We start from the raw sequence: 18,135 nt of genomic DNA on the forward strand, positions 1-18,135 counted from the left end.
ATTACCTCACGAACACCAATATATTGCCCGGAACGTTGGGAAAGGTTCCAGCCGAGTAATCCGAACCTGATACCTGACCTACTACAATGTTTGAACCGCTGACATATATCTTCTTTCTGCCATTACCGCTCCTGTCGCCGCTGGCCTGAAAAAGGTAATCAAGGGAATAACCGGCAGGTAATGAGAATGCCTGATTGTAATTACTGGTGGCGTCAATAGGCATAACGCCGAGCGCGTTTATCTTAACGAGCCCGGTATTATTATCGAGGCCGCTGGCATCCCATGTTCCGAAGCCATATGCCATTAGCTGAGTTTCCCCATTCTGACGCGCAATACTCCATTTCTGTCGTAAACGCTAATCTGGTTATTCGTTTGTACCATTCGTCCGTTGCCAGGCTCATAGCCGTTGTTCTCAAAGGTTCCGTCTTTACTGAGCCTCCACCCCGTAGCGCCCGCAACGTAGTTTGTGGACTCGATATAGGCGGCAATCATTGCACTCGTAATAGTCGCGTCACCGATAAACGCCTGATTGATGATCGTTTGGCCGTTCTGAATAGCAAAGAAAGTTTTCGGTGTAGCACCTACCTGAGACATCACAGCAAATCGATCAGCAAGGAAAAGAACTTGTGTCTGCATGCCTGCAGGTGTGTTTTCAACTCCAATCCCCATCCCCGCAGCGTACTGTCGCCCGTTGCTATCCACGGCCACTTTGACAGAGTACTGCGCTGACAGCTTGCCGTTGGTATCGGCCAGCGCGGTAGATGTCTGCTGAACTGCGGCAGTATTCTGGTCAACTGTGGCCTGCACCTGTTCAAACTTCTGCGCATAAGCCTGATCGTTTGTGGCGATTGTTTGTTTGACCGTCAGGATATCAGCACGGTTTTTACCAGACTCAGCCATCTGGTGATCAACTGTTGCGTCGAGGTTGAGCGCGTTCTGAAGCATGGCATCGATGTTGGTATCAACTTTGGCTATGAGCTGCTTACCGGCATCAGTTTTAAGAACCTGTTCGGTAATGTCGCCCAGTAACGCGGTTGCATCTACGCTGCTTGCGCCTTCAACATACGTCGTCCAGTCGCCTGTATTGCCGATACGGTCCACCAGCCGGGCGCGATACCAGCGACGAACACCAGCGGGCATAGGGCCGTGCTGATAGCTGACGCCGGGATAAGGAACATAGGCAAGAAACTGTGGATTCTGTCCGTCCGGCGTAGTGGCCACCTGAATTTCTGTATATGAGGTATCGCCTGATCCATCCGGAAAGGCCCACGTCACATCAATCGCCCACACCACGTTATCCGTTGCTTTCAGGTTAACGGGCGTGCCTGGCTTACCTGCTTTGCCACTGAGAGAGGTTGAATCGGCATAACCCCACGGGGAGGAAACCTCCGCCGCGTTAACGCCGCGTACCCGCACATCATAAACGCCGGTATAGATACCCTGAATGCTGAAACCCTGTGCGCTGGTCTGGCTGACGTTGACCCAGTCGCCTTTGTCTTTTCGCCACTGAGCCACGTAGCTGATTGCACCCTCAACACGATCCCATGTAACCTGCATCGAGGACACAGAAAGGCCCTGCTCAACAAAGCTGACTTCACTGATCTTGATGTTGGCCGGCGCTTTCAGAACGCTGATAGGCGTAACCGTAATTGGGGCTGGCTCAATGCGCACGCCATCGTCAATGTAGCGGTACTTATTCGGGTCGTGTTGCACGCCGGTAATGGTAAACGTACCGTCACCGTTCCCGGCCACGGAGGTCACACGGAAATACTGAATTGCCAGATTATTGCTGTCGATAGCCCATACCGCACCCGCCACCGGCGTGATACGGAATGAGGTGTTAACGCTGACCGTTTTCTTATCAGTGCTGATACTGCCAATCGTCCGGGTCTGCGCGGTACCGTCCGGCAGGTTCACCACCAGACGATCACCGGCTGCGTAATCAACAGGACGGTCAAGAGTAACGCGCAGGCCGTTGACAGAACTGATACGGCCGCCATTCTGCTTGCCCGACCTGAATGGGTCAGCCACACCGATGATTTCAGCGGGGATCGGAATATAACCATCCAGGCCGACGCCAAATGAAACGGTGCCATCTTTGGCATTGGAGAGAATAGCCCAGCGCCCGCGCCGATGCGCCTCGCTCTGTGACGTGCAGCCGATGGCCGTGAGGCTCATCTCTCGCACATCATATCGCTGCACCAGTTCAGAATCGTAAACACCCTCGACAGTGTCGGAGTAGTGATTAATCGGATCGGACCAGCTTACCTGGCACGATGAATACCGATTTTTATAGCTGCCCCCCGCATAGGTGAACAGACCATCAATGACGTTCGCGGCATGGTAAACAAAATCAACGTCTACGTTGCCTTCTGAATCAACCTGCGGCACGTCAGCATTCACAAAAATCTGGCTGTTGCCCCAGAACGTGATACCACGGAATATCGCCGCAATGTCTTTCAGAACCGTATAAGCATCCTGCTGGCTCTGGATGAAGACGTTACAGGTAAAGCGCGGCTCCGTGCCGCCAGCACCGTCAGGCACCATCTGATCGCAGTACTGTGCGATGCTGTAGAGTTCCCACTTGTCGATCATGGTGGCATCGACACGCGTCCCCATACCAAAGATTTTATCCAGCACCAGATCATAGAAAATCCATGCCGGGTTATCGGTGTAGGCATATTTAAAATCACCCTGCCACGTACCGGCATAGGTGCGTGATACCGGGTCATAAGTTGTCGGAACGCGAACCAGCCGCCCTTTTGGCTTGCACGTTACTTTAGGTGCCTGACCGCTGAACTGACTGGCATCAACCTCGATATACAGCAGCGCGGTATTGGAGTAGCGCAGTTTGCTGTCGATGACCTCAGCGAACGAAAATACTTTGAAAGCGTTAATCAGCTTTGAGGATGAGGAATCTGCGGTAATGCGGCGCACCCGGACTGACCAGCCGGACGTGGCTTTAGGTAAGTCGATGCGATGATCGCGCTGATATTCAGACGTGGTTTTACCGTCAAACCTTCCGTCCACCACCGTGACCCATGAACCGCCGTCAGTTGACAGGTCAATGGCATACTGCGTTACGGTACCAACCATGTCACCGTTATCTTTGTACTGATACTGCACCGGCAGGCTCAGCTTAATGCGAATGGCATCAAGGGTCAGATTGGAAAACTGGCGGGTCCAGGCAATAGCCTGAGTTACTGTAACACCAACAGAAAGCTCATTATCGACTTCAGGCATGCCCTGAATATAGGTCTGGTCCTGCGTACCTTTACGCCAGTCCCATACTACGCCGGTGAAGTTGTAGGTGCCGTCTTCGTTCGCCAGTTGGGTATCGTTCAGGTAAATCTGCTGAGCGGTTAAATCCCCCTGAATCTCACCCTCTGAGATAGCCAGCAGCATTTTTAATTTTGCGATAGACAGCAGATCGTCTGGCTGTTCAACTGGAGTATGAGCGCTGCCACCGCCGCCACCCTTACTGCCCTGAATCACGGCACCTTCGAGAAGTCGCATATTTCACCCATAAAAAAGCCACCCGAAGGTGGCCTGTTGAATTAACTGTGTTTGGCTACTGCTGATCGCTGGTAAAGCTACCTGCGCTGATGATCGCACCGCCAACTTCACGCGTCCCGTAAAGAACCGGAACCGGATACCCCATGGCAACGGTATTCACCGGCGCACCGAACGCATAGTTCGGCTTATTGTCCGTGCTGGATGACGCACCCACGTTGAGCTTGGGTTGCGGCGTCAGCATCTGTACGACACCGCCCAGCAGCATGCTGATACCGATACTGGTCAGTGCTGTAGTAGCCAGGCCAACTGCGGTCGTGGTACCGATAGCAGCACCATATGCAGCCAGTGACGCACCCGCTGTGAAGAACGCGGCCACAATCGCAACGGCCCCGATGATGATCTGCAGCGTGCCGCCCCGCTTCGAACCCTCCAGAACCGGCTCCATTTCAAACTCAGTCGCGGCTGAAGACATATCAAATTCCTGCAGGCCAATGTTGTCTTTGCCGCTGAAGAAGGCAAAGCGAACACCGTTAAGATGCGCATTCGACACATACTTTTTGAACCCCGGCACCTGTGAGCACATCGCACGCAGCAGCTCCCGCAAATCGCCGACGTGAAACTGGTGCACCTGACCAAACATTTTTGCCATCCGGCCTTTAAGTCGCATGGTTTTAAGCATCCATCAGCTCCTTTCGGCGCACGATGCGCACGGTACGGTTACGCCAGTATTCGCCATAAGGCACCCGCGTAGACAGGCTCCCGGCGTTATGATGAAGAATGATATTGTTGCCCAGATAGATTGCGGCGTGGTTCGTTACCGGGGCGCTGATGCGCATCATGATCATGTCGCCCTCACGCATTTCCGCTGGTTCAATCTCCACAAACCCCTCCGACTGCCAGTTGTCGTCATACAGGTTTTCTTTGCCGTCCACCCACCACTCATAATCAACAGACCAGTTTTTCAGGATGATGCCGTGCTCACGCTGGTAGTAGTCCATGATGAGTGTCCAGCAGTCATTACCGCCAATCAGCCAGGGGCGGCCTGTATAGTCGCGGTCGGTACGCGGGCTGATAGTGCAGAAGTCGCCATCCGGCCACGACATGATCCCCCACTCCACGCCGGAAAAGTCGCACTGAACCCGATCACGTTCTGACGGGATAAGCTGCGGCACGTCCGGGTGAGAATGGATGACCATCAGAATGTCACCCTGCGCTTCCGCTGCCCGCTTATCCTCCGGCGACAGCGTGAAATGCTCAGTCGGCGATTCAGCGATATTCCTGCAGGGGACGTAGGTCTGGGTCCGGCCAGACTGAATGACCAGACCGCAGGCCTCTTTCGGGTATTCAGCAGCGACGTGTTCACGTATCGCCTCAAGAATTTTTTTACGCATAGTTATTTGCCCTGAAGGTTTGCAGCCGGGAACCCGCCGAATGGCAGCGGCTGGTCTTCACCAAACCGGGCCTTACAGTCAGCCAGGCGGCCCCCACAAACATCTTTAGACGGGTCATTCGTGGGCGTGCCATCTTTCGCAAAGTACCGGTTGCCCGCGTAATCACATCCGGTGCCGGTGCGATACCAGCCACGCATGCACCAGGTGCATACCGGCGTAATCTGGCGCGATGGCAGTTGCAGGCTCTGAATGTCAAACGGTGAACAGAGTTCAAAATCCACCTGGGTGCGCGTTTCAGACGTTTTAGCGTTCACGTAGAACAGTTGAACGCGTTCCTCCTGCGGATTAGCGTTCGGGTTGCCCGCCGTCCAGTTTGCCGCATCGAGATACTTTGCCAGCGTGGTGTGGATACGCACCTTCGCCTTCACCATGTCGTCAAACTGCAGGCAGAGCGCCGTGACATAGTTGCCTACGTTGCCGACTGAAAGCTTTGGCGTCGGCTGTGACCCTGTGCTGCTCATCTCCATGCCGGTCAACTCATACGGGTGCGGATCGTACTCATTGCCCTGCCAGATGATTGATGGCAGGTTTTCCGCTGCAAAAGACTGCCAGCCTTCGGTCGGCAGGTTATACGCATGAAAGCGCAGCACGGTATCAAGCCCGAAAGCTGTACCGTCAATCTCAATCAGCTGGACCAGACTCCCCGGCTCCAGCGCCTGAATGTCCTGATTGAAGCTCATTTTTCACCCAATAAAAAAGGGCGCATAAGCGCCCTGTTGCTGTCGTGACATGTCACGGTGCGAAAGCCTGTTCGAAGGTAAAACTGATCTCGGCAAATCCGCCGTTGATAAACTTCGGATTAATCGAATCTGCTTTCACCCGATACATTTTTTTCTCGCCCCATGGATTTGTCCACCAGAATGAGGTGGTGACGTGGGTTTTCAGGAACGCCCGGACAGACGCCATAACGGGGACCTGACCGTTACAGCTCAGCGACCAGCTTTCAGCAGCATCGTTGATCCCTTTCCCAGCAACCTGTTTGTAACCATCGCCGTACTGCGCCTGAATGGTGGAAACGCTGAGCTGTTCGCTCGCCTGTATGCGCGTCGCCCAGGTAAATGTATCTGTCGCCATAATCAGCTCCGACCGCTATAAAGAATTCCGCCCGGTGAGATTTCCTTCTTCAGCCTGTCCGTTATCGTCTGCTGAACGATAGATTTGAGCTGTGAGGCTGCCGCCGAGGTTCCCGTAGCGGATGCGTCACCGGCCCCGCTTTCCTGCATGATCGTTACCGGGGCATCTACCTGAATAATGGTATTGCCACCCGTGCGGCCACTGGCGGGCAGCGCAGCGGGTCGCTCCGTGGGAGTGTCGACCAGCCCGCCGCTGGCGTATCCGCGCATCATCCCGTAAAGATTTTCAACGCCAATACGCTCGGTGGCCTCTTTGGTAAAGACGAACTCACCCTTGTGAACCACACCAGCCGGGTCATATTTGCCACCGGTCCCGGTGAATCCGCCGCCATCGTATGCCTGAAAGCTGGTACTCATTCCTATTGCACCGGTACTCCCGGCAGAAGCAGCGGCACCCGCTCCCGCTCCCGCTGCTCCGGCAGCGCCGACTGCAGCACCGCCAAAACTCATAAAGGATGACAGCACTGTTTTAGTCAGCAGTGCCTGCGCGGTCATTTCAATCAGGCTTTTGATAACGCTCTGCGCCAGCGAGGCAAACAGATTTGAAATGCTTTCCCGGAAAGACTGCGTGCCGGTAAGCAAACCGGTCAGGGAGTTAGTCGTTCTCTCCGCCGCCGTTTCCGCCAGGCTCACGATCCCTTTATTCAGTGTGCTCTGCCCGGCATACAGATTGAGCGCAGCCTGATACTGAGCGTCTGCCGAATCGCGTGATGACTTCTGCATCAGCGCTTCATACTGATCCTTATTCAGCCTGCTATTTTCATAGTAAGCGGTATAAAGGCTCTGCTGCTGCACCAGCTGATTCTGAAGCTGCGCAACCGGATCAACTTCTCCGGCTATGTTGAGCTTTGGCGCGGCAGCCTGGCTGGCCTGCGCCTGAATCATCTTCTGAGCAGAATCGTTTGCCAGCGTAATGCGGGCTGACTGGTACTCCTGCTCAGTGACCAGGCGGGCGTCATACAGCTCTTTCAGGTTGCGGCTGGCTTCGGACTCCTGACGGATAATGGCTTTAGCCGGTGAGTACTGCTCGGCCAGTTCCTGACGCTGGCGCTGATAATTAGCCGCATTCAGGGTCAGTACGCGCTGCACCTCCGCCTGACTCACACCAGCAGCTTTGGCATCCTTCAGAATTTTTTCCTGCGATACCTTTTCCTGAAGGTTGATTTTTTCCAGGCTTGAGGCGTGCGCCTGCTCAATCTCGTTACGCAGCGCAGTAAACTGCTTCAGCGCCTGAGCGCCTTTCTTGTCAGCCTTAGCCGGGTCCTCTCCGCCCCACGGCGATGCGACTTTACCGGCCTCAGCTGCTGCAGCTGTTGCAGCCTGCACATCGCTTTTGAGGTTTTTAGCAGAATCAGCAATGCCCGTTTTCACCAGGAACCGCGCTTTGTCGACGTTCTCCATATTGTCTTTAAGCGTTTTCAGACCGACGTTTACGGACTCAAGGTCGGCTTCTGCGCGGGTCTTCCCTTTCTCAACACCGGCAAGCTGACCGAAGGGATCAAACCCCTTCAGGCTGTCCATACGGCTGTCAGCGTCCTGAATTTCCTTAATCAGCTGGTTTCTCTGCGTGACCTGATTTTCATACTGGTCCTGCAGGTCGAGCTGCTTCACGGAAAGCTGCTTGTCCGAAAGCTGCATCAGTGCGGCAGTAGTTTCAACCACAGCACCTTTGAGATCGAGTGCAGACTGACGCGCCTGTTTTGCCTGCTCATGGAAATAAAGCAGCGCGGAACCGGCAAGCATCGCCGCACCAACCGGACCGCCGATGAGCGATAGGTTCGCTCTCCATTTCAAGAGATGCCTCACGGGACATATCAACCGCAACGCCACCATCATCTGCCAGGTAGATATCCGGCGCGTTAACCAGCACCAGAAGATTACCTACATACTGAGAGACGATGGCTGGCAGACCTTCGAAAGTACCGCCAAACATGGTCATGTCCGGATACTCTCTCTGGCCCAGCGCATTTTTACGTTTTGACAGCGCCAGCGCTGTAGTGCTTGACATCAGCCATACGCCACCGGTCGGTTGCAGACCCGCATCGATAAACACCTGAAATGCGTTAGTGCTGTCGGTGTCAGGGTTGCCTGCACTTGGAATTTGCTGCGCGCCATTGGTGATAGAGGCCGGAGACACATTAGCGACTTCTGCTTTTGCCGGATTGACAAAGTCAGCATCCAGTCGGGCGATTACCGCTTCAGCCAGGCTGTTGCGCACCAGTGCATCAGCGGCAGGATTAGAGAAGCGGATCAGCTCATCAGTCAGCACAGCAATGGCAGCGACTTTGGAGAAGCCAAAGGTGATTGATTCAAAATCGAATTTAGTCAGGGGCTTAGCTTTACCCTGACCAACCCAGTTCGCAGAGCCGCCAGAAGTCTGAGCCGGAATGCGGATGTTGAATGGAACCTGACGCAGTGCAGGAATATCCCCCTGACCAAAGCGGCCGATAATGGTCTGTGGCCGCAGGAATTCGACGAAGTCCTGAGCGTACTCCTGATACTCCACCAGGCTGCCAGCCCACTGCGGATCAGTTGTGGTACCTGCACCTACAGCAGCTTTCAGAACGTGGTGAAGCTTGGCATCTCGCGGATACTGACGCTTTGCGATCTCCAGCGCTTCGGTACGGCTGCCATTTGCAGCGGCCAGTGACTTGGCGAAACGCGCAAAAGCGATCCCTTTTTCCAGTGGCTTCTCAACATGGATCACAGCAGGAGCGCGGTTATCAACAGTGTTTACCACCGTACCACCTGCTGCTTTCTGAACTGGTTGAGCGGTCGCGGCTTTAGTCGATTCCATGTCACGAAGGCGAGCCAGGTGCGCATCAACGGATTTAATTTCCGTACTAACTTCGTCATACTTATCTTCTTCTTCCGCATCAAGCGTGCGGCCTTCATCGAAGGCTTTTGACATAACATTTTGACGCTCAGCATCGAGCGTAGCGCGCTTGGTTTCGAAAGTTTTAATCATCTCGGCAATGTTCATCTTGGTTCCTTTAGTCTGAGAATTTTTAACTGCTGTAGCGCCAGCGGGTTTTATTTTTTTCGAGTCGTTCTGCACTACGCCTGACGCGGCCCGCAGCTTCTCATCGATGGATTTAACGGTCTGGATCGTGCCTTCGGCATTGGCCGGCACCGTTACGACAGAGAGTTCGTACCACTCCCACTTCGTGAACCGGATGCCGCCTTCGTCGATGTAGGCGTATTCAATAGGCCGGAAGCCGATCGACAATCCTTTTACAAGGCCAAGCCGGATGCTCTGCCATGCTTCTTCAAGTCGTGCCGCGAGCTGACTGGGTGCATCTGCCTGCGCCAGTGTGGCTTTGATTTCGATACCCTCAGCGGTAACCTTGGCGCTGGTCACCTGGCCGATGGGAGACTGATGGTCATGCTGCCAGAGCAGCGGGATGGGTAACTGAAACTTTGCGCCCTCGGGCATCACAATGTCGCCATACCGATCCGGTGACGGCGTTGTCGCGATGCCGGTGATTTCCCGCGTATCCTCATTGACCGCCTTTACCTTCAGAAGGCTGACGGCGTGCTGATTCTTCATTTCCCTTTCTCCAGAAACGAAAAAACCCGCCGGAGCGGGTCGTTGAAAGCGGAATTTCTAAATGAAAAACACGCTGTATTCTTTTTTGGTAGCAGCCGGATTCAGCGCCATCAGATATATGGCATTAAAGAGAGCCATCAGCGGGTCGATTTTACCGACGCCGCTGGCACCCTTGGTTACCAGTGGTGCATTGCCGCTGATGACAACTTTGGCGTTACCAACGCACCAGTTCATCAGGGGCTGAGGTGCATGCTTCAAAGCACCCTCTGCCAGTTTGCGCTCAGTAGTCTTACATGCGCCGCCCAGCCGCCAGCCCTGACTGACACCCACAACTGAATCCTGCGGTATTCCTGCATCAATCAGCGTATCCAACAGCACCCCGATCCCTGCCGGGTCCATACCTACCTTATCCAGCAGGCCTGCTTCGTAAATCTGCGATACATACATCGCAACTTCATCCGCATCATCACCAACTCTTTTCACGATGGTAAGATCGCCCTGCTTTTCAAAGTCACGCAGTTTGCTTTCTTCGCTTTTGCGGCGCTCCAGCATCTTTTCATGGCACCAGGCATGAGACCAGGTGAGCCAGTCGCGGGTTTTCTTATCGCGACCAGCCACAGAAAGCCCCAGAAGGTCATCCAGCCCGCCCCCGTCGATGCCGACAGTGATAACTTCGCACCGGGTTAAAATCTGTTTGAATGTCACAGACGGATCAGACTGCGTTTCCCAGAACTCCGCACCGGCCCAGCGGTCGTTACGGAGATTCATGCCGATTTCAACGTTCAGATGTTTGGCGAGAAACTTTCTCAGGCTGCCTTCATCTTCCTGCGACCGCTTAAGATACTCATCATCAAGCCACTCTTTACTGACAGAGCGGCCCATGTTCGGGTTGGTGATATAAAAATTATCCGGGTTGCGGAAACCTTCATTTTCCACCATTTCAGGCGGGAACTCATAAAGGATGCCGAGCGTTTTGCCATCCTTGATGATCCCGTCACGGACGTTACGCCAGTAATCCAGTTTCTTTTTGAAGACACCTGCAGGCGGCTCATCGCTCTGCGTGGTCAGGTAAATCACCCAGCCTTCATTACGCGACACCTGCCCGCCCAGCGCCTCAATAAACATCGCATCCGCTTTGGCATTTTTGCCAAACAGCCACAATTCCTCCACCAGAATTCGACCGGCCTTTTTGCCCGACACCGTATCGCTGTCAGCAGCCACGACCTTCAGGCTGTTACGATTAACCCGATGGGTAATGGTGCGAATGTGATCCTGAACGTGAAAAAGTGCTGAGAGCTCTTCATCTTCACGGACCATGCTGGCAGCGGGTTTAAAGCAGTTGTCGGCAACCTCTTTTGTCGGTGCCAGAATCAGATGCTCTTCATCAGCACGCCAGCAGATAATCAGCGCGGTCAGCATAATCCCGGCAGCAATAGTTGATTTCGTGTTCTTCTTGCTGATGAGAAGACCATACTCCCGGATCATCTGATTGCCGGTTTGCTGGTCATAGCCGCCGAATATTGCCAGCACAAAATCAAACACCCACTGTTCTGAACACTCGCCAAATGTCGGCTTTCCAGGCAGGTCAGTTACCCTGAGTTCTTTAAAGATAGACAGTGCGTGCTCACCAGAATCTCTGAAAATAGGCGGCGGAATTATTGACTCACGGTTAATGAGCCTGCTGGCCCAGTCAGCGCATGCGGTGGACCACTCAGGCATCTTTATCTCCCGTTATTCACAATCAGCTGTGGCGGAGCCATGCCCATGAACTTGCTGGCAACCGCCTTAGCAGCAGCCTGCTTCGCATCCTTCTTGCCGCCCTCACCTTTTTTGCTATGTAGGTAGGGGAGCATCGCCTTTGCGGCATCTTTGCGGGTATCAATATCCTCAGCACGGTCATTCATAACCGACTTCAGAAACTCAAGCGGGTCATCATACTCACCAGCCGCCCGGACAATTTCCGGCACTGGCTCGGGATCAGGATTCAGTGGCGTGTTTATCGCTGGGGTATTAACTTTTTTTCCATGCGTTGGCACGTCGTCAACTTCAACTTTTTCATTCTTTTTGCGGCTCATAAAAGCGATGACTTCCGGGTCTTTAGCAAGCTGCGAACCCTTGGAGCGTGCGGAGTTTGCGGAATACCCAGCCTTTATAGCCGCATCTTTTTTCGACATACCGGAAATCAGCGCCAGCGCGAATTTTCGCTTCTGGGCTGTTAACATGTTTACACCCTCCAAAAGGGGATATTTTCTGTGCATGAGAGGGGGCGAGGTTTCGTAAAGAGTCGTCCTGAAGCTTTCGGACTACCCCCCCACCCTCAGATGATAACCAATATCATTCACATTGAAATGATTTCAAATGCAACCATTAGTTAGGCTTAATGATAATTGCTATCAATTGCCTTTCGTGTCGTCATTGGTCTTCTTGCGGTGGCACCCATCAGCACCACAGCAAAGGATTTGACAGTTGGCATCAGTGTCTTCACCACCCTGATGCAGAGCAACCTTATGGTCCAGCTCGAAGCCGTTAGGATACTCAGTCAGGCGGCCACACATCGCGCAACATGGATTGGCAGACCATAGTCGCTTACGACGTGCCTGCAGCTTCCAGCCAGTGATGCGCGTCTCAGCTACGGTTGCAGTCCTCACGCGTTGCGTTCGGTCAACTGAGAGCCGGGGCTTAAGCGTTGTCAGTCGTGCCATGATGCTCCTTTAAATCCAGCCGCCATGCTCTGCGGCGCTCTGTACGCGGTGTGTTATCAGGGTGTCTTTCGACAGTATTGCTATCCAGATGATCCACCAGCGAGTAACACGGATAGATGACCGAGCCACCACATGCATCACCAACTGCATAGTCAGCAGGTGACCGATGATTCCAGCGACTGATCACTTGCTGTAGCTTGTGCAGCGGCACGCTGTAGCAGACGCCATGAACCAAACGGTTGATGGTTATGTAATCAGCCTGACGCCTATCTGCATCAATAAGCTTTATCGCTATCTCAAGCTGATACTGGGGCGGTCGGCCGGTGCCGAGATAGAAGCTAATAAGCTCATCGGGGAAACGGCTGAGCCAGGCTGTTACCTTCTCAGTGAAGCCATTAACCAGCAACGCATCATCTTCCAGTATCACTACCCGGCAATCCTGCTGACTGGCCCACTCGATAGCGCGGCGATGGTTCCAGTTCGCGCCATGCTGCCCCTCATCTATGAGAAGGTGTGCGTTAAGTAAGTCTGCCAGCTGTTCGGCTTGATGCCTGCGTGAGTGGTGACCGACCACCACAAACTTAATATCTGTCTGCATCATTATGTGTGAATACCTTATTGCGAGCCTGCCGCGCTGCTTCAGCGGCTTCTTCAAGGTCATCAAAAAATCCCACAAAGTGAGACTTCCTGTTGTGGCTGTAGTACGCATGCCATTTACGTGCCTGAGAATTCCACCTCACACCACGCCTTCCGGATGAATTACGGGTTGCTGCTGACCCTGCTCTGTTTTCACTATTTTGTTTAGCTGTGACGAGGCGAAGATGGGAAGGATTAACGCAAAGTGTGTTATGACACTTATGATCAACGAGCATGCCTTCCGGTATTTCCCCATTCGCCAGCACCCATGACAAACGGTGACTGAGCCACATGGTCCTTCCGGTTGGGGTTCTTGGTCCTGCTATTTTTCCATATATCTTTGGTTTAACATGCCTTCCTCCAGCCGGTGACACCTTTGCACCCTTCCAGATCCAGCAATCTTCACATCCGCATTTATCAACCTTCTCCAAGAACCTTTCTTCAAGTGGCCTGCTTATGGGCATGCTGATGCCTCCCGATTAAAGGATTAACAATTGATAGATGCTATTTATGGCGCCAGAAGGCGCACTCTTTGCCGGTTCCCTCCGACTTAAACACCGTGTGCACGCGGGGGCCGGTCACCAGACTGTCAGCGTATCGATGCGCCACTATGCCGAAAGCAATCATATCGCCCACAGCAGCAGCGGATTTCTCCTTCTGCCAAAAGCGCAGCGATTCGATGTGGTAATACAGCCTTACGATGCCATGCGCGATTGCCATAACGTCAGCCCGGCTACCACCCAGCAGGCCGGCATTAAGCATCACATCATGCTGGTGTTCAGCAAGAAACACCTGATAGATAGCCTCGGGATGATGTTACTTAGCCCACGCATCAGCGTAGGTTTTGGGCTCAGAACCCACGTAAATCCTGCCCCGCTCCATCTCTCCCCACGGTTCGCGCAGCATCTCAACGTCAGTGCCATCGGTACACCAGACGAAGTTATATTCAGGGTGATCGCGAAGGTGCTGCCAGATATGCAGCCAGCGCCGAAAATAGACGTTCATGTTCACATCAGGCACGGGTGTCAGCGACGCACCTGCAGGTGCAGTAGTCAGCTCATCGGCTAGCACGACCGCATCACCGCCTTTAACCGACGCGGCCCACTTAGCCAGCAGGTCAGGCGATGCCGTAATCCTGGTGTTGCGCTGCGGGTCAGGCTGACTGGTCAGCAGTGTGGTCATCACCACGTTGCGCTGCTGCCGGTACTCTGCGTAACCGGTGTAACCGCTGTTGCGGCGTTCATTGTGAATCGTGACGTTGCGCTTCACCTGCGCTTCCCGGTCTGGCTTTGGCACCGAACGCTCAACGGCCTGATGCTCATCAAGCGAGTAAATCAGCTTGCCTGAGCCAACGACATCAGCGAACGCCCAGCTCGTTAGCCCAGCATTGTGGATGCGCAGCGCCAAATCAGAGTGCTCATACATGCCGCGCTGATAGATGGGATCGAAACCGCCAACCTTCTCAATCGCGCTGCGGTGGTAATAGAGCATCACGCCGCGCTGGCCGGTGTAGGCTATGTGCCGGTCATCCCGGTAGAGAACCGCAATGTCGTTAAGCTTCTGTCCGGTGGCAAAGTCCTGAAACTGGTAAGCCAGATGCGGCTCAGGAGATTCGATGTATGGTTGCTCCCAGCCACCAGCAATCGGCCATGCATCATCGTCCCACAGGAACAGGTGCTCACACCCGGCATCCATCAGCGGCTCAAGGCTCGAATTTTTAGCGGCCACGATACCGCGTGAAACATCATGACGAATAACCCTGACGCCTTCCGGCGCTGTCACTGGTTTGGCTGAACCGTCATCAATAACAACCACCAGCGCACCGGCTGGCAGAAACTTCAGTTGATGATCCAGTGCGCGGGATATGACGTCATGGCGGTTATGGGTGCTGATGGCTATGCCAATGTTTGAATTTGTTGTTACGGGCTTATACTCAACTCCATCAATCACAACGCGCACGGAGTTCTCCCTTTTGAAAAGGTTTATGGCCTATGTTGTATCGATTCTGATTTTTTGCACTTCAGCATTCGGCTCGTTAAAAGTGGGCTTTTACCTCTCAAGCGAATACTTTGACGATGCAGAATTTCCATGGATCATGATATGTGGTGCTGGTTGCTGTGCTGGCTACCTTATAGCTATTACATTCATGAAAGGTGCTGGATTCGGTAAAGATGTCTGATGACACTCACACAGAGTTTTCTGCTGGCTTGACGTGTTTAACTCTCGGTAATGGTGAAACCACCAGCCGATGATTCATTGTTTTTATGCTGAAAAGTGAACTCAGTGAATGCAGTGTTTAGCATAAAATAAAACCGCCCGTAGGCGGCTTACTGTTTCCTTAACTTCTCAATCTCGCCTTTAGCTAAAACATATCTTTCGGCGTCCTTGACAATCAATGTGTAATATCCGCAATCGTCACCTTCAATGAAGGTGTTCACTGCGGTTCCAACATTGATATTTCCCAATGCAACATTGCTCATAGGCTTCGCTTCAATGTCGAGATAATCAATATCTAATTCCTCGTCTCGCCATCTATCTGCTTTGATTTTGAAAGTTCCAGCCTGAATGACTGAAATTGTTACATCGGCCATCTTCATCTCCTATCGAATTAGAGGATGTCATTTTATCACAGCTAATAAAGTGATCATGAAGTCGGTGTCGCAATGCTTCTCAGCGTGGCTAACCGTTATCCCTTGTCGGGGGGCTTGATTCAGGTTCAGATAGTTGTCGCATACGGAAAATCGCATTGTGCTTTTTATAATTAATAATTTTACGCGCATAGCGGATAACACTGACCCATTCAGGAGCAGCATTGTTATTCAGGTAATCACCAAGCCTATTGAAAAGCTCTGTCCACTTTGCAACCTGCACCTCTGCTTCGCTTCCTATTTTTTTCTTATAAGAAACGACAATAGTTTCCACCTTAACCTTTACGCTCATAAAAGGCTCACCCTGCTGGCAACTTGCAGCTAACTTTCTGATTTCAAGCAAATATGGTTCACTATCAAACTGTTCGCCCACGGAAACCTCAAAAAAACATTACATTCCTTAACTATAGGCCCAAAAGTTATCAGAGAGAAAGGGGGTGTCAGGATTGACATCATCAGGCGCACTCGCAAATGCGCCTTGTGATGGTTACTGAAGCCGATGCTCATAATGAGAGATGGTCTTTCCGTTCTCATTCATGACGTAAGCAACCTCACCTTCCTGAAGGAAAACGTTATTGTCCATACCCGACACTGCGATACTTTGTTGCGCCGGGTTAAACCCGACGCTCGGCCCAGAGTGAATCTCCTCACCGCCACAGGGCGACATAACTTTTACTGTCAGCATTCTTTTTCTCCTGCTTCTTGGGGATAAAAAAAGGCCACCAATGGCGACCTTGGGATGTTTATTGCTTTGAAGTCATGACGTATGGCAGGGCCGACTGCAGTAATAACATCCATTAGATCGAGAATAAGTTTTTTTAGCCTCTCTCACTGCTGGTGAGCAGGTCTCGAAAATTCCGAGGTATAGTCGATTCCTTTCCTCAGGCAATCTGTCACAGCTGCTTACGTGTACTTCATGATCACCATTGGTTTGTGCATTTTTATTAACATAATAGTAGTGGCCCATCTATCTATCCCATGAGGTATGCTGAGAATTCAGCCTGCTCATATTAACGCCACCATAATATCTGCTGAGTTTATTCTTAAGAAAATTTGATCATTATCACTTCTTCACTGACGAATGCTTTCTATGCGCCGGATGGCGGCGCGGTCAATGTTGCACTGCCCCAGAGCGCCATATAACTCAGCGTTGAGGCTTACGCTGTCACCGAACGTCATATCCTGTGATGGCGCTGGCACGTCAATCTGACTGGTAAGTTCAGCCGGAAGGCTTAGCTGTGGCTGTTTTATTGTCCGGTACTCCACCAGCGGCTTTTGCTGCGTCGCGCAGCCGGTCAGCAGCATCAGGGGGAACAGGAGCAACAGCACACTTGTCCGCCGCAAGGTAACGCTTAATTTCATTCTGTAGTTTCCGGTTCTGCTGGGCTGTTACGGCACGCTGCTCTGTGACCTGACTCATCACAACGTTCTGCTGCTTAACGGCTGTTACCAACTCAGTGACGCTTGATGCCAGGCCATCGTTCTTGGAGCGCAGGTCGTTAATCTGCTCGTCTTTGCTGTTCGCCAGCTTCTCCAGGCGCTGATTGGTTGCTTCAAGTTGCGCGCTGCGGGCATTCAGCATCCACAGGCAAACGCAGATAATTGCGATAACCAACAGATGTGAATAGTTTTTGATGAACTGGATAGCAGCCATGCGGCCTCCTTTATCAGACGAGATCGAGCGCCCGAATGAAAACATCTAATCCGTAGGGCTGGCTGCCGTTCTCATGCTTGATGATGGCCTGCAGGAGCGGAAACAGCTTGCGGCTGTCAGTCAGGTCGATTGGCTTATCAGCATCAGTGCCGGTAGCCGTTGCCACGCTGCGGATATAAGCCTGCGTGTCATTCTCGTTAGGCGGAGCCCAGCGATTCACAATGCCCGTAATAGTTTTCAGGCCATATTTGCTCTGGTAGTTACGCAGAATGATAATCATCGCCCTGATGCCGTACTCCGAACTAATGAACTGGCAAAAAGATTTATCAGTGCGCTGCGGCTGCGGCACCAGCCCTTTCCACTCATCGCCCCAGCGGATGTTGCCAGGATTATTATTCCGGATGCCGCGTGATTTATTGCTGCCCGTCATTTGTATACCCTGCCTTTCTTTCTATCAGCCTGCGAAGCCTTTCGCTGATGTAGTCATTGCCTACATACCCGATGTAAACCGCGAAGACCTGTGCGGCAGCGTCAGGGATGCTCCAATTAAATAAAGCGCCCATCACCTGCAGCGTCGGGCCAGCAAAGAAAGCCAGCGCGCTGCAGGAGGCAGCGTCGAGAACCCGCTTACTCCACGGGCTTTTTGCATAGGCACTGCGTAATAGTGAAAACATGCCTGCTACCCCGGCATATCCCCATTCTGTTTTGTGGGCATACAGCCACAGCAGCACTGTGGCCCAAAAGCCCGGGTCTTTTTCTGGAGGCATGCTCTGATTCCCGCCACCGGGATGATGGCGGCTTACTTTCATTGAGAGGATTGCGCAACGCCACGGCGTCAAAAGTGT

Annotated in this window: 17 protein-coding genes and 2 pseudogenes; all 19 read right to left on the bottom strand. The window is 52.7% G+C overall.

Features of this window, described 5'->3' with window-relative positions; translation table 11 throughout:
• Position 1: 1 nt before the first annotated feature.
• Complete coding sequence (locus AFL22_RS11000) at positions 2 to 304, bottom strand: hypothetical protein (RefSeq protein WP_052271406.1); 303 nt, start codon at positions 302 to 304, stop codon at positions 2 to 4.
• Positions 304 to 3,516, bottom strand: coding sequence for a host specificity protein J (locus tag AFL22_RS11005; RefSeq protein WP_052271407.1), 3,213 nt, complete (start codon positions 3,514 to 3,516; stop codon positions 304 to 306). The genes AFL22_RS11000 and AFL22_RS11005 overlap by 1 nt, the downstream gene beginning before the upstream one ends.
• 55 nt (positions 3,517 to 3,571) lie before the next feature.
• Positions 3,572 to 4,195: a tail assembly protein gene (locus AFL22_RS11010; protein WP_052271408.1), complete on the bottom strand. Its 624-nt coding sequence runs from the start codon at positions 4,193 to 4,195 to the stop codon at positions 3,572 to 3,574.
• On the bottom strand, positions 4,188 to 4,907 hold the full coding sequence (locus AFL22_RS11015) for a C40 family peptidase (RefSeq protein ID WP_052271409.1): 720 nt from the start codon (positions 4,905 to 4,907) through the stop codon (positions 4,188 to 4,190). Before AFL22_RS11015 ends, AFL22_RS11010 begins: the two co-directional genes overlap by 8 nt.
• Positions 4,908 to 4,909: 2 nt before the next feature.
• Positions 4,910 to 5,647, bottom strand: coding sequence for a phage minor tail protein L (locus AFL22_RS11020; protein WP_052271410.1), 738 nt, complete (start codon positions 5,645 to 5,647; stop codon positions 4,910 to 4,912).
• A gap of 52 nt (positions 5,648 to 5,699) precedes the next feature.
• Positions 5,700 to 6,041, bottom strand: coding sequence for a phage tail protein (locus tag AFL22_RS11025; protein ID WP_052271411.1), 342 nt, complete (start codon positions 6,039 to 6,041; stop codon positions 5,700 to 5,702).
• 2 nt (positions 6,042 to 6,043) lie between these two features.
• The gene (locus AFL22_RS11030) at positions 6,044 to 7,894 is read right to left on the bottom strand and encodes a hypothetical protein (protein ID WP_241773180.1); all 1,851 of its coding nucleotides are present in this window, start codon (positions 7,892 to 7,894) and stop codon (positions 6,044 to 6,046) included.
• Positions 7,875 to 9,650 (bottom strand): annotated as a pseudogene (locus AFL22_RS11035) (phage major capsid protein); the annotation flags it as partial. The pseudogene AFL22_RS11035 and the gene AFL22_RS11030, both read right to left, overlap by 20 nt.
• Before the next feature lie 57 nt (positions 9,651 to 9,707).
• Complete coding sequence (locus AFL22_RS11040) at positions 9,708 to 11,369, bottom strand: terminase large subunit (protein WP_052271412.1); 1,662 nt, start codon at positions 11,367 to 11,369, stop codon at positions 9,708 to 9,710.
• A gap of 2 nt (positions 11,370 to 11,371) precedes the next feature.
• Complete coding sequence (locus AFL22_RS11045) at positions 11,372 to 11,872, bottom strand: terminase small subunit (RefSeq protein WP_052271452.1); 501 nt, start codon at positions 11,870 to 11,872, stop codon at positions 11,372 to 11,374.
• A 171-nt stretch (positions 11,873 to 12,043) separates the two neighbouring features.
• Positions 12,044 to 12,352: an HNH endonuclease signature motif containing protein gene (locus AFL22_RS24730; protein ID WP_072123897.1), complete on the bottom strand. Its 309-nt coding sequence runs from the start codon at positions 12,350 to 12,352 to the stop codon at positions 12,044 to 12,046.
• The gene (locus tag AFL22_RS11050) at positions 12,330 to 12,953 is read right to left on the bottom strand and encodes a hypothetical protein (RefSeq protein WP_052271453.1); all 624 of its coding nucleotides are present in this window, start codon (positions 12,951 to 12,953) and stop codon (positions 12,330 to 12,332) included. The genes AFL22_RS24730 and AFL22_RS11050 overlap by 23 nt, the downstream gene beginning before the upstream one ends.
• Before the next feature lie 539 nt (positions 12,954 to 13,492).
• Positions 13,493 to 14,947 (bottom strand): annotated as a pseudogene (locus AFL22_RS11055) (glycosyltransferase family 2 protein).
• 368 nt (positions 14,948 to 15,315) lie between these two features.
• Entirely contained in the window at positions 15,316 to 15,579 is a 264-nt protein-coding gene (locus AFL22_RS11060) for a hypothetical protein (RefSeq protein ID WP_052271413.1), read from the bottom strand.
• Positions 15,580 to 15,667: 88 nt separating this feature from the next.
• On the bottom strand, positions 15,668 to 16,009 hold the full coding sequence (locus AFL22_RS11065) for a hypothetical protein (RefSeq protein ID WP_052271414.1): 342 nt from the start codon (positions 16,007 to 16,009) through the stop codon (positions 15,668 to 15,670).
• Positions 16,010 to 16,123: 114 nt separating this feature from the next.
• Positions 16,124 to 16,321 (bottom strand): hypothetical protein, encoded by a 198-nt coding sequence (locus AFL22_RS11070; protein ID WP_052271415.1) that lies wholly within the window; start codon positions 16,319 to 16,321, stop codon positions 16,124 to 16,126.
• Positions 16,322 to 16,855: 534 nt separating this feature from the next.
• Positions 16,856 to 17,290, bottom strand: coding sequence for a hypothetical protein (locus tag AFL22_RS11075; RefSeq protein ID WP_052271416.1), 435 nt, complete (start codon positions 17,288 to 17,290; stop codon positions 16,856 to 16,858).
• 13 nt (positions 17,291 to 17,303) lie between these two features.
• On the bottom strand, positions 17,304 to 17,720 hold the full coding sequence (locus AFL22_RS11080; RefSeq protein WP_052271417.1) for a structural protein: 417 nt from the start codon (positions 17,718 to 17,720) through the stop codon (positions 17,304 to 17,306).
• Positions 17,704 to 18,057, bottom strand: coding sequence for a phage holin, lambda family (locus tag AFL22_RS11085; protein ID WP_052271418.1), 354 nt, complete (start codon positions 18,055 to 18,057; stop codon positions 17,704 to 17,706). The genes AFL22_RS11080 and AFL22_RS11085 overlap by 17 nt, the downstream gene beginning before the upstream one ends.
• Positions 18,058 to 18,135: the final 78 nt, after the last annotated feature.

The organism is Pantoea sp. CFSAN033090 (assembly GCF_001264395.1).
Lineage (GTDB): Bacteria > Pseudomonadota > Gammaproteobacteria > Enterobacterales > Enterobacteriaceae > Pantoea > Pantoea agglomerans.